This is a genomic window from Nocardioides sp. NBC_00163, assembly GCF_045206295.1.
Lineage (GTDB): Bacteria > Actinomycetota > Actinomycetes > Propionibacteriales > Nocardioidaceae > Nocardioides.
Genome location: NZ_CP108155.1, coordinates 1,238,400 through 1,250,416, shown reverse-complemented (window position 1 = coordinate 1,250,416; position 12,017 = coordinate 1,238,400). Strand labels below are relative to the sequence as shown.

Sequence of the window (12,017 nt, the reverse complement as noted above, 5' to 3'; positions counted from 1 at the left end):
GACCGGATAGACCGACGAACGACGTGTTACCCGAGTTCGCCGCCGAGCTGTGAGAGCAGCTCGGCGGCGTTCGTCATGCAGCGCTCGGGGTCGGGCTCGAGGTCGGTGAGCGCGCGCACCTGCGCTGCCCCCGCCTGCTCCGCCTCGGCGGGGGAGAGGGTGGTGCGGCCGCAGACGACGACGGCGCGGATGTTCGCCTTGCGAGCAGCCTGGAGCACGCCCATCGGCGCCTTCCCGGACAGGGTCTGGTGGTCGAAGGAGCCCTCGCCGGTGACGACCAGGTCCGCGCCCGCAAGCGCCTCGGCGAAGCCCACGAGGCCGAGCAGCAGCTCGACGCCGCGCTCGACCCGTCCGCCGAGCACCGCGAGGGCGGCGAACCCGACGCCGCCGGCCGCGCCCGCGCCGGGTGCGTCGACGATCTCGGCGTGATCGCGTCCGGTGGCCGCAGCGACCGTGGCTGCGTACGTCGCCAGGGCTGCCTCGAGCAGCTCCTGGTCCGCGTGGCCGGCGCCCTTCTGCGCGGAGAAGGTGGCGACCGCGCCGCGGGGGCCGAGAAGCGGGTTGTCGACGTCGCAGGCGACCACGATCTCGGTCTCCTGGAGACGAGGGTCGAGGCCGGAGAGGTCGATCTCCGCGAGGCTCCCGAGGGGGCCGCCGCCCTCGGGGAGCTCGGACCCGGCTGCGTCGAGGAGGCGTGCGCCGAGGGCGCGGAGCATTCCTGCGCCGCCGTCGTTGCTGGCGCTACCGCCGAGGCCGATGACGACCGTGCGAGCACCACCGTCGACGGCGGCGAGCACGGCCTCACCGAGACCCCGGGAGGACGCGGTCAGCGGGGCGAGCCGACCACCGGGCAGCCGCAGCAGCCCGCAGGTGTCGGCGAGCTCGACGACCGCCAGGTCGCCGCGTACGGCGTAGTGCGCCGCCACCGGCTCGAGGGTCGGGCCGGAGACCTCGACCGGCACCAGGTCGAAGCCGGCGCCGGCCAGCGCTGCCACGGTGCCGTCGCCGCCGTCGGCGATCGGCACGATGCGTACCTCTGCCTCGGGGTTCGCCGCGAGGATCCCGGCGGCCACCGCCTCGTCGACCTCGCGTGCGGTCAGGGAGCCCTTGAACTTGTCGCAGGCGACGACGACTCGACGAGCCGGCATCACAGGTGGGGGAGGACGAGGTCGCGGTAGCGCTGCGCCATGGTGGCGAGCACGTCGTCGGGGTCGCTGGCCCAGACCGCCTCGTTGAAGATCTCGACCTCGACGTCGCCGGTGTAGCCGGTCGCGGCGACCATCCGCGTGATCGACGCGAAGTCGATGACACCGTCGCCCATCATCCCGCGCGCCAGCAGCGCGTCGGCGGGGATCGGCAGGTTGAAGTCGCAGACCTGGTACGACGCGATCCGGCCCTCCGCGCCGGCCCGCTCGATCTGGGCCGCGATGTCCGGGTCCCAGAAGACGTGGAAGGTGTCCACGACGACCGCGACCGCGTCGACCGGGTGTGGCGCCGCCAGATCGAGCGCCTGGCCGAGGGTCGAGATGACCGCGCGGTCGGCGACGTACATCGGGTGCAGCGGCTCCAGGACGAGCTTCACGCCGTGGTCACCGGCGTACGGGGCCAGCTCACCGAGCCGGTCGGCGACCCGCTCGCGGGCGCCGCCCAGGTCCACATCTCCCTCGGGGAGTCCGCCGACGACCATCACCAGCGAGTCGGTGCCGAGCGTCGCGGTCTCGTCGACCGCCCGCTTGTTGTCCTCGAGCGCGCCGGCGATCCCGGCCTCGTCCGATGCCGTCAGGAAGCCGCCGCGGCAGAGCGAGGAGACGCGCAGCCCGGCGTCGCGTACGAGCTTGGCGGCCTTCTCCAGCCCGGCCTCGTGCACGCGGTCGCGCCACAGCCCCAGGGCGGGGATGCCGGCGCGAGCGGCTCCGTCGACGGCCTCGGCGAGGGTCCAGGAGTTGGTGGTCTTGGTGTTGAGCGAGAGGCGTTCCAGCCCGGTGCTGCTGTCGGTCACTGGTCGACTCCTTGCACGGTGAGGAAGGCGCGCATGCGTGCGGCCGCGAGGTCGGGGCTGGTCAGCAGGCCGGCCGCGTCGGCCAGCCGGAACACCTCGGCCAGATGGAGCACCGAGCGACCGGCGTGCAGGCCGCCGGCCATGGAGAAGCCGGGCTGGTGGCCGTTGAGCCAGGAGAGGAACGCGATCCCGGTCTTGTAGTAGTAGGTCGGCGCCTCGAAGATCTTGCGGCCGAGCGCCTGGGTGCTCTCCAGCAGCTGCTTTGCCGTCTCGGGATCACCGTCGTCGAGCGCCTGCAGTGCGGCCGAGGCGGCCGGGTAGATCGCGGCGAAGATGCCGAGCAGCGCGTGCGAGAACTCGCCCTCCTCGGTCCCCTCGCCGACGATCAGCTCGGGGTAGTTGAAGTCGTCCCCCGTGTAGAGCCGTACGCCGCCGGGCAGCGCCCGGCGCAGCCCGACCTCGTGCTCTGCGTCGAGGAGCGAGACCTTGACCCCGTCGACCTTGCCGGGACGGGCCCGGATGACGTCGAGGAAGGTCTCGGTCGCCTCCTCGACCGAGGAGGAGCCCCAGTAGCCCGCCAGCGCCGGGTCGAACATGTCGCCCAGCCAGTGCAGGATCACCGGGCTCTCGGCCTCGTCGAGGATGGTCGCGTAGACCTCGGCATAGTCCTCGGCGCTGCGGGCGACCCGGGCGAGCGCGCGCGAGGCCATCACGATCGTGGTCGCTCCGGTGTCGGCGACGACCTTCATCTGCTCGCGATATGCGTCGATGACGGTGGCCAGGCCGGCCCTGCCCTCGGGGACGGCGTCGAGGGCGAGCTGGTCGGTGCCGGCGCCGCAGGCGATCGACCCGCCCACGGTGGCCGCCTCGGCGGCGGAGCGGCGGATCAGCTCGGCCGCGGCGGTCCAGTCGACGCCCATGCCGCGCTGGGCGGTGTCCATCGCCTCGGCGACGCCGAGACCGTAGGACCACAGCTCGTGCCGATAGGCCAGGGTGCGGTCCCAGTCGATGTCGGCGGGGGCGCCGGGCACGTTCTCGGCGAGCACGCGGGGGACGACGTGGGCGGCGGCGTACGCGGTGCGGGAGGTGAACGGCGCACTCGGCTTCGTCCACGCCGTGGGGGCCGCGAGCGTGTGGAGCTCGGTGCCGCCGTCGGGCAACGGGAGGCGTACTGAGGTCACAGCTGGATCTCTCCGAGCTCGATCCGGCGGCCCTCGGTCGAAGACTCGAGCCCGGCCTCGGCGAGCCTGACGCCCCGGACACCCGCCATGAAGTCGTAGGGGTGGTCGCCGTCGCCCTCGACGTAGCGGATGAACTGCTCCCACTGGGCCTTGAAGCCGTTGTCGAAGGGCTGGTTGTCGGGCACCTCGGACCACTGCTCGCGGAACCGGATGCTCTCGACCAGGTCGGGGTTCCAGACCGGCTTCGGGGTCAGGTTGCGATCCTGGGCGACGCAGTGGTGCAGGCCGGCGACGGCCGAGCCGTGGGTGCCGTCGACATGGAACTCGACCAGCTCGCCGCGGTTGACCCGGGTGGCCCATGAGGAGTTGATCTGCGCGACGATTCCGCCCTCGAGCTCGAAGATGCCGTACGCGGAGTCGTCGGCGGTGGCGGCGTAGGCGTTGCCCTTCTCGTCCCAGCGCTCGGGGATGTGGGTGACGACCTTGGCGGTGACGGCCTCGACCTTGCCGAAGAGGTTCTCCAGGACGTAGTTCCAGTGGGGGAACATGTCGGTGGTGATGCCGCCGCCGTCCTCCTTGCGGTAGTTCCAGCTCGGCCGCTGGGCGGGCTGCAGGTCGCCCTCGAAGACCCAGTAGCCGAACTCGCCGCGCACGCTGAGGATGCGGCCGAAGAAGCCGGAGTCGACGAGCCGCTTCAGCTTGAGGAGACCCGGTAGGTAGAGCTTGTCGTGGACGACGCCGCTCTTCACGCCCGCGTCGGCCGCCAGGCGCGCCAGGCGCAGCGAGCCCTCGACGTCGTCGGCGATCGGCTTCTCGGTGTAGACGTGCTTGCCGGCCGCGACCGCCTTGGTGATGGCGACCTCGCGGACGTTGGTCAGCTGGGCGTCGAAGTAGACCGTGTCCTCGGCGTTGGCGAGGGCCTCGTCGAGGTCGGTGGTCCAACGGTCCAGGCGATGCTCCTTGGCGATCTCCTGGAGCTTCTCGGCATTGCGTCCTACCAGGATCGGGTCGGGCAGGATCCGGGTGCCGTCGGAGAGCTCGACACCGCCCTGCTCCTGGATCGCCAGGATGCTGCGCACCAGGTGCTGGCGGTAGCCCATGCGTCCGGTGACGCCGTTCATGATGATGCCGAGCCGTCGTGTGGCCATGTGAGGGTTCCTCGTCTGCTGGAAGTACGGGAGAGCAATGGGGAAAGCGCTTTCCAATACGGTATGGCAAATGTGATGGCCGTCGCAAGAGGGTGTTCCGCCGAGCCGAACTCAGGAGCGCGGGGGAGTGCTCTCCCGCAGCACGACCTCGCCGTGCACGGACCGCTTGCGAAGCTCCGCCGACGGCTTGCCGAGGACGAGCTCGAGCGCCAGTCTGCCGATGTCGGCCAAGGGGAGACGTACGGTGGTCAGCCCGGGTGTCACGTCGCGCAGCGTGGCGATGTCGTCGAAGCCGGCGACGGCCAGATCGGGCCCCACCTCGACGCCGGCATGCCGGCAGGCGGCCAGGGCGCCGACGGCCATCAGGTCGTTGACCGCGAAGACGCAGTCCACCTTCGGGCCGTCATCGAGCAGCCGGGTCATCGCCCGGCGTCCGCCGTCGCGGCTGAACTCGTCGGCGACGTACGTCGGCTCCGAGCCGGTCGCCTCCAGCCATCCCTCCGCGAAGCCGGCGTGACGCTCGGCCGAGACCAGCAGGTTCTCGGGGCCGGTGAGCACCGCGGCACGGCGGTAGCCGAGGCTGACCAGCTGCTCGGCCAGCGCCTTGGCGCCGCCGTGGTTGTCGATCACGACGGTGTCGACCGGCAGGCGCGGCTGGCTGATCGCGGCCGCCCGGCCGCCGCCGTCCAGGTAGGAGGTCAGCAGGTCAGCGACCTCGCTGGTGTGGCGTACGTCGGCCGTGTCGCTTCCCGCCAGCACGATCGCCCGGCTGCGCTGGCGCCGCAGCGCGGCCAGGAACTTCTGCTCGCGCTCGGGCTGGCCGCCGGTGTTGCACAGCATCACCAGCAGGCCGTGCTTCTCGGCCTCGTCCGCCAGGCCGCCGGCGATGGTGGAGAAGTAGGGGTCGGAGATGTCCTTCACCAGGAGCCCGACCGTCTCGGTCGAGCCGCGCGCCATGGCTTGGGCGTTGGCGTTGGGCGTGTATCCGAGCTTGTTCGCCGCGGCCAGGACCCGCTCCTGCAGCTCGGGGCGCACCACCCGGTCGCTCCCGTTCAACGCTCGCGACGCGGTGGCCAGCGAGACCCCTGCCTCGCGGGCGACATCGCTCAGCGTCGCTGCGCGTTCTCCGGCCAACTGACTCTCCTTCGGCTTCCGATCCTGGAGCCTAAGGCATCCGATGAAGACGTACGCCCGCTCCTGCTCCGGCCGACTCGGCGGTCAGGGTCGTCCGAGGGTGGAGGCGCGGGCGACGAGCTCGGGGGTGAAGACGACCTGCTCGTGCTGGTGGGTGGGGTCGCCGACCTCGTCGAGGAGCAGCTCGGCGGCGCGGCGGCCGAGGTCCTGGCGGGGCTGGCGCACGGAGGTGAGCGGCACGGCCGCGGCGGCCGCGAACTCGATGTCGTCGTAGCCGACGATCGCGAGGTCGCCGGGTACGGTCCGGCCGCTGGAGATCGTCTGCTGGAGCAGTCCGAGCGCGAGCAGGTCGTTGGCGCAGAACGCGGCGGTGGGGCGGCGCCGGGCGGACAGCCCGACGAGCCGCTCGCCGGCAGCGCGGCCACAGGCGACGGTCGGGGCCTCGCAGGAGAGAACCACGAGGTCCTCGGGCGGCAGCCCGGCCTCGGCCCAGGCCTGCCGGGCGCCCTCGCCGCGGTCGCGGACCTGTCCGATCGACTCCGGCCCACCGACGTACGCCACCCGCTTGTGGCCGGCGTCGATGAGGTGCTCGACGGCCAGCCGCCCGCCCAGGACGTCGTCGACGGCGACGGAGCAGAACGACGATCCGGCCCGGGTGCGGTCGACGATGACGACCGGGGTGCCCCGCTCGATCAGCTGGTCGAGCTGCGGGTCGTCGGGGTCGACCGGGGTGATCAGGATGCCTTGGACCCGCTGCTGCTGCAGGTGGGCAAGGTGGGCGCCCTCGCGGGCCGAGCGGCCGTCGCTGTTGCACAGGAACAGCGAGAGCCCGGCCGCCTCGGCGGCCAGCTCGATGCCACGGGCCACGTCGGTGAAGAACGGGTTGCCGGCGTCGAGCATGACGTAGGCCAGCGACTGGGTGCTGCCGGTGCGCAGCGAGCGCGCCGACTCGTTGCGTACGAAGCCGAGGTCGGCCATCGCGCGCTCCACCCGCTCGCGTGTAGTCCGGCTGACCCGGTCGGGGCGGTTGAGCACGTTGGACACCGTGCCGAGGGAGACGCCTGCGGTGGCCGCGACGTCCTTGACCGAGGCGCTGCGCGGTGTACCCGCACCTGGGGTGATCGCCACCTGGGCTCCTTCCTGAAACGTTCAATCGCAGCATAGGCCGTGGGCGGCGCTGTGACGAGGAGGGACGCTACCGGGATTGACCGATGTCGGACATGCTCATTAGCGTCCGTGCCTAAATCGTTTCATCGGAGGTCGTCATGGAGCGCGTCTGCTTCCAGCTGCAGGTCAAGCCCGAGCGCATCGAGGAGTACAAGCGACGCCACGCCGCCGTCTGGCCCGACATGCTCCGGGCGCTCGCGGAGACCGGGTGGCACAACTACTCCCTGTTCCTCCGTCCCGACGGCCTGCTCATCGGCTACGTCGAGACCCCCTCCATCGAGGCTGCTCAGGCCGGGATGGCGGCCACGGAGGTCAACGCCCGCTGGCAGGCGGAGATGGCGGAGTTCTTCGAGGATCTCGACGGTGTCGCGCCCGACGAGGGCTTCCTCCGCCTCGAGGAGGTCTTCCACCTCGAGGACCAGCTCGGTCGCTGATTCACCCCGAGAAGTCGGTTCTTGACGCCGAGGGGTCAGTTTCTGACCTCGAGGCGTCGATTTTTGTACGCGGAATGGGTCCGAGGCCAGGAACTGACTTCTCGCGGCCAGGAACCGACCCCTCGCGGCCAGGAACTGACCCCTCGCGGTCAGAAACTGACCTCTCGCGGTGGGTGCTGAAACGCAACGAAGTTCGCGCTGCTCTTGACGCACGTGACGTGCGCCACTAACGTCGGACGCGCGCTTTGAAACCTTTCAACCGCAACACAGAGAGGCTCTCCGATGACGACGTTCGACCAGATCTCGGGCGACCTGGCCGCCCTCGAGATCGAGGTCCCCTCGTGGGCCTACGGAAACTCGGGGACCCGGTTCAAGGTCTTCGGCACCCCGGGCACACCGCGCACCCCCGAGGAGAAGGTCGCCGACGCGGCCACCGTCCACCGCTTCACCGGCCTGGCGCCGAGCGTCGCGCTGCACATCCCGTGGGACAGGGTCGAGGACTACGCGGCCCTGCGCAGCTACGCCGAGGACCAGGGGATCGCGCTCGGCACGATCAACTCCAACACCTTCCAGGACGACGACTACAAGCTCGGCGCGCTCACCCACACCGACGCGAAGATCCGGCAGAAGGCGATCGACCACCACTTCGAGTGCATCGAGGTGATGAACGCGACCGGCTCGCGCGACCTGAAGATCTGGCTCGCCGAGGGGTCCAACTACCCCGGGCAGGCCGACATGCGCGGCCGCCAGGACCGGCTCGCCGAGTCGCTCGCGACCATCTACGAGCGCATCGGTGAGGAGCAGCGCCTGGTGCTGGAGTACAAGTTCTTCGAGCCGGCGTTCTACCACACCGACGTCCCCGACTGGGGCACCTCGTTCGCCCAGGTCAGCGCCCTCGGCGACCGGGCCGTCGTGTGCCTCGACACCGGGCATCACGCGCCCGGCACCAACATCGAGTTCATCGTGATGCAGCTGCTGCGGCTGGGGAAGCTCGGCTCCTTCGACTTCAACAGCCGCTTCTACGCCGACGACGACCTGATCGTCGGTGCGGCCGACCCGTTCCAGCTCTTCCGGATCATCGTCGAGGTGGTCCGTGGCGGCGGGTTCAAGCCCGTGGCCGAGGGCGGGGTCGCCTTCATGCTCGACCAGTGCCACAACATCGAGAAGAAGATCCCGGGCCAGATCCGGTCCGTGCTCAACGTCCAGGAGATGTCCGCGCGGGCGCTGCTGCTCGACACCGATGCCCTCGCCGCGGCGCAGGAGGACGGCGACGTACTCCTGGCCAACGAGATCTTCATGGACGCCTTCTACACCGACGTACGCGCCGACCTCGGCGGGTGGCGTGAGGACCGTGGCCTGGCCGCGGACCCGATGCGCGCCTACCTCGCCAGCGGCTACCAGGACCAGATCGAGACCGCCCGAGTCGGCGGCACACAGGCAGGATGGTCATGACGACTGCAGCAGAACTGATCGCGCGCTCGAACCGCCTCGGCGCCGACCCGAAGAACACCAACTACGCCGGCGGCAACACCTCCGCCAAGGGCACCGCGACCGACCCGGTGACGGGCCAGGACGTCGAGCTGCTCTGGGTGAAGGGCTCCGGCGGTGACCTCGGCACCTTGAAGGAGACCGGCCTCGCCGTGCTCAGGCTCGACCGGATGCGCGCGCTCGTCGACGTCTACCCGGGCGTCGAGCGCGAGGACGAGATGGTCGCCGCGTTCGACTACTGCCTGCATGGCAAGGGCGGTGCGGCGCCGTCCATCGACACCGCGATGCACGGTCTCGTGGACGCCGCCCACGTCGACCACCTCCACCCCGACTCCGGCATCGCGATTGCGACCGCCGCCGACGGCGAGAACCTCACCAAGGAGATCTTCGGCGACCAGGTCGTCTGGGTGCCGTGGCGCCGTCCCGGCTTCCAGCTCGGTCTCGACATCGCCGAGATCAAGGCGAAGAACCCGCAGGCGGTCGGCTGCGTCCTGGGTGGTCACGGCATCACCGCATGGGGCGACACGTCCGAGGAGGCCGAGAAGAACTCGCTGTGGATCATCGACACGGCGGCCGCCTACATCGAGGAGCACAGCAAGGCGGATCCGTTCGGCCCCGCGCTCGAGGGCTACGCGGCCCTGGCGGAGGAGGAGCGGCGTACGAAGGCGGCTGCTCTGGCCCCCACGATCCGTGGCATCGCCTCGGCAGACCAGCCGATGGTCGGCCACTTCAACGACTCCGACGTGGTCCTCGACTTCCTCGCCCGCGAGGCTCACTCGCGCCTGGCCGAGCTCGGCACGTCGTGCCCCGACCACTTCCTGCGCACCAAGGTCAAGCCGCTGGTCCTCGACCTTCCGGCGAACGCGACCGTCGAGGAGTCGATCGCCCGCCTCAAGGAGCTCGCGGTCAGCTACCGCGAGGACTACCAGGGCTACTACGACCGGCACGCCGACCAGAACAGCCCCGCGATCCGCGGCAAGGACCCGCTCATCGTCCTGGTCCCCGGCGTCGGCATGTTCTCCTTCGGCAAGAACAAGCAGACCGCCCGCGTGGCGGGGGAGTTCTACGTCAACGCGATCAACGTGATGCGCGGTGCCGAGGGGCTCTCGACGTACGCGCCGATCGATGAGTCGGAGAAGTTCCGGATCGAGTACTGGGCGCTGGAGGAGGCCAAGCTCCAGCGGATGCCTGCCCCCAAGCCTCTGGCGACCAGGGTCGCCCTGGTCACCGGCGCCGCCTCCGGCATCGGCAAGGCCACCGCGAAGCGGCTCGCCGCCGAGGGTGCCTGCGTCGTGATCGCCGACCTCGACCTCGCCAAGGCGCAGGCCGCAGCGGAAGAGATCGGCGGCCCTGACGTCGCCGTCGGCCTCGCCGCCGACGTCTCCGACGAGGCCGCCGTACAGGCGATGTTCGACGCCGCGGTGCTCGCCTTCGGAGGTGTCGACCTGGTCGTCAACAACGCCGGCCTGTCGCTGTCGAAGTCGCTGCTGGAGACCACCGAGCGCGACTGGGACCTCCAGCACGACGTGATGGCCAAGGGCTCGTTCCTGGTCTCCAAGGCGGCGGCGAAGGTGCTGATCGAGCAGGAGATGGGCGGCGACATCGTCTACATCTCCTCGAAGAACTCGCTCTTCGCCGGGCCCAACAACGTCGCGTACGGCGCGGCCAAGGCCGACCAGGCCCATCAGGTCCGGCTGCTGGCCGCCGAGCTCGGTGAGCACGGGATCAAGGTCAACGGCATCAACCCCGACGGCGTGGTCCAGGGCTCCGGCATCTTCGCCGGAGGCTGGGGCGCCAAGCGCGCCGAGGTCTACGGGGTCAAGGAGGAGGAGCTCGGCAAGTTCTACGCCCAGCGCACCCTGCTCAAGCGCGAGGTGCTGCCGGAGAACATCGCCAACGCCGTCTTCGTGCTCTGCGGCCCGGACCTGACCCACACCACCGGTCTGCACGTGCCGGTCGACGCCGGCGTCGCCGCCGCCTTCTTGCGATGAGCCCTGACCTCAGGGTCGCGGCGGTCGACCTGGGCGCCACCTCCGGCCGGGTCATGTCCGGCCGGATCGGTGGCGACCGGGTCGAGATCGACCAGCTGCACCGCTTCCCGAACGGGGCGGTACGTGTCCGCGGCTCGCTCTTCTGGGACGTGCTCGGCATCCATCGCGAGGTGCTCACCGGCATCCGCGAGGTGGCCCGGACCGGACCGCTGCACGGCATCGGCATCGACTCCTGGGCCATCGACCACGGGCTGCTGGACCACGACGGCCAGCTCCTCGGCCAGGTCTTCAGCCACCGCGACGCCCGCGTCGAGGGGATCGCCGAGAAGGTCGTCGCCCAGATCGGCGCGGCGACGCTCTACGGCACCACCGGCATCCAGCAGCTCCCGTTCAACACGATCTACCAGCTGGTGGCTGCCCGCGGCACCACCGCCCTCGACTCCGCCGAGACGATGCTGCTGCTGCCGGACCTGCTCGGCTACTGGCTCACCGGTGCGATCGGCGCGGAGCGCACCAACGCCTCGACCACCCAGCTCTACGACGTACGTCAGGGCACCTGGGCGGTCGACCTGTGCCGGGAGCTCGGGATCCCCGAAGGGGTCCTCCCGCCCCTTCGGGACCCGGGCTCTCTCCTCGGCACGCTGCTGCCCGACGTCGCTGACGAGCTGGGTGTCACCATCGACGTACCCGTGGTCGCGGTGGGCTCGCACGACACCGCCTCGGCGGTCGTCGGCGTCCCCGCGGGGGTCGGCGATTTCGCCTACATCTCCTCGGGCACCTGGTCGCTGGTCGGCCTCGAGCTCGACCAGCCGGTGCTGACAGAGGAGGCCCGGCTCGCCGACTTCACCAACGAGGTCGGCGTCGACGGCACCATCCGCTTCCTCAAGAACGTGATGGGCCTGTGGGTCCTGTCGGAGTCGCTGCGCTCGTGGGGCGAGCGGCGCTACCAGGGCGCCGAGCTTCGCTCGCTGCTCGCGGCCGCGGCGGAGCTCGAGCCGCTGCGTACGGTCGTCGACATCAACGACCCGCGACTGCTCTTCCCGAGCACGTCGGCCGACCCGATGCCGGAGCGGATCGCTGCGCTGGCCGCGGAGTCCGACGAGGCGATCCCACACTCGCCGGCCGCGATCACCCGCTGCATCCTCGACAGCCTCGCTGTCGCCTACCGTCGCCACGTACGCACCGCCGCCGCCCTCGCGGGAACCTCGCCCGGGGTCGTCCACGTCGTCGGCGGCGGCTCTCAGAACGAGCTGCTCTGCCAGCTCACCGCGGACGCCTGCGGCCTGCCGGTTCTCGCCGGTCCGGTCGAGGCGGCCGCACTCGGAAACGTCCTGGTCCAGGGCAGGGCTCTCGGGGCCGACCTGCCTGACCTCCCCGCGATGCGGGACCTGGTCCGCCGCTCCTACGACGTACGCCGCTTCGAGCCGCGCGACGGCCTCGACTGGGCCGCCGCAGAGGCCCGCATCTCCTGACCC

10 protein-coding genes are annotated in these 12,017 nt (G+C 70.8%); 4 read left to right on the top strand and 6 right to left on the bottom strand.

All coding sequences use genetic code 11. From position 1 onward, the window contains the following. Window positions 1-26: 26 nt before the first annotated feature. The 6 genes from OG801_RS05970 to OG801_RS05945 all read right to left on the bottom strand — a co-directional run bounded on the left by OG801_RS05970 (window position 27) and on the right by OG801_RS05945 (window position 6,590). Window positions 27-1,148 carry a glycerate kinase gene (locus tag OG801_RS05970; protein WP_406034445.1) on the bottom strand — a complete coding sequence of 374 codons (1,122 nt, stop codon included), beginning with the start codon at window positions 1,146-1,148 and terminating at the stop codon, window positions 27-29. Further along, window positions 1,148-1,999, bottom strand: coding sequence for a sugar phosphate isomerase/epimerase family protein (locus tag OG801_RS05965; RefSeq protein WP_406034443.1), 852 nt, complete (start codon window positions 1,997-1,999; stop codon window positions 1,148-1,150). Before OG801_RS05965 ends, OG801_RS05970 begins: the two co-directional genes overlap by 1 nt. Next, window positions 1,996-3,180 (bottom strand): dihydrodipicolinate synthase family protein, encoded by a 1,185-nt coding sequence (locus OG801_RS05960; RefSeq protein WP_406034441.1) that lies wholly within the window; start codon window positions 3,178-3,180, stop codon window positions 1,996-1,998. The genes OG801_RS05965 and OG801_RS05960 overlap by 4 nt, the downstream gene beginning before the upstream one ends. Beyond that, the gene (locus OG801_RS05955) at window positions 3,177-4,328 is read right to left on the bottom strand and encodes a Gfo/Idh/MocA family protein (protein WP_406034439.1); all 1,152 of its coding nucleotides are present in this window, start codon (window positions 4,326-4,328) and stop codon (window positions 3,177-3,179) included. The genes OG801_RS05960 and OG801_RS05955 overlap by 4 nt, the downstream gene beginning before the upstream one ends. 111 nt (window positions 4,329-4,439) lie before the next feature. Further along, window positions 4,440-5,462 carry a LacI family DNA-binding transcriptional regulator gene (locus OG801_RS05950; RefSeq protein ID WP_406034437.1) on the bottom strand — a complete coding sequence of 341 codons (1,023 nt, stop codon included), beginning with the start codon at window positions 5,460-5,462 and terminating at the stop codon, window positions 4,440-4,442. An 84-nt stretch (window positions 5,463-5,546) separates the two neighbouring features. Next, window positions 5,547-6,590, bottom strand: a complete 1,044-nt coding sequence (locus OG801_RS05945; protein ID WP_355020522.1) for a LacI family DNA-binding transcriptional regulator — start codon at window positions 6,588-6,590, stop codon at window positions 5,547-5,549. A gap of 137 nt (window positions 6,591-6,727) precedes the next feature. Between OG801_RS05945 and OG801_RS05940 the strand changes: the two genes are divergently transcribed. The 4 genes from OG801_RS05940 to OG801_RS05925 all read left to right on the top strand — a co-directional run bounded on the left by OG801_RS05940 (window position 6,728) and on the right by OG801_RS05925 (window position 12,014). Further along, on the top strand, window positions 6,728-7,063 hold the full coding sequence (locus tag OG801_RS05940; protein WP_406034435.1) for an L-rhamnose mutarotase: 336 nt from the start codon (window positions 6,728-6,730) through the stop codon (window positions 7,061-7,063). Between the two features lie 282 nt (window positions 7,064-7,345). Continuing rightward, a complete protein-coding gene (gene rhaI / locus OG801_RS05935; RefSeq protein ID WP_355020524.1) occupies window positions 7,346-8,515 on the top strand; it encodes an L-rhamnose isomerase in 1,170 nt (389 codons plus the stop codon). Further along, entirely contained in the window at window positions 8,512-10,542 is a 2,031-nt protein-coding gene (locus OG801_RS05930) for a bifunctional aldolase/short-chain dehydrogenase (RefSeq protein WP_406034433.1), read from the top strand. Before rhaI ends, OG801_RS05930 begins: the two co-directional genes overlap by 4 nt. Next, a complete protein-coding gene (locus OG801_RS05925) occupies window positions 10,539-12,014 on the top strand; it encodes a rhamnulokinase family protein (RefSeq protein ID WP_406034431.1) in 1,476 nt (491 codons plus the stop codon). Before OG801_RS05930 ends, OG801_RS05925 begins: the two co-directional genes overlap by 4 nt. Window positions 12,015-12,017: the final 3 nt, after the last annotated feature.

Coding starts and splice junctions, on each gene's coding strand:
- OG801_RS05970 (WP_406034445.1), bottom strand. CDS start 1,148: ATGCCGGCTCGTCGAGTCGTCGTCGCCTGCGACAAGTTCAAGGGCTCC.
- OG801_RS05955 (WP_406034439.1), bottom strand. CDS start 4,328: ATGGCCACACGACGGCTCGGCATCATCATGAACGGCGTCACCGGACGC.
- OG801_RS05940 (WP_406034435.1), top strand. CDS start 6,728: ATGGAGCGCGTCTGCTTCCAGCTGCAGGTCAAGCCCGAGCGCATCGAG.
- rhaI (WP_355020524.1), top strand. CDS start 7,346: ATGACGACGTTCGACCAGATCTCGGGCGACCTGGCCGCCCTCGAGATC.
- OG801_RS05930 (WP_406034433.1), top strand. CDS start 8,512: ATGACGACTGCAGCAGAACTGATCGCGCGCTCGAACCGCCTCGGCGCC.
- OG801_RS05925 (WP_406034431.1), top strand. CDS start 10,539: ATGAGCCCTGACCTCAGGGTCGCGGCGGTCGACCTGGGCGCCACCTCC.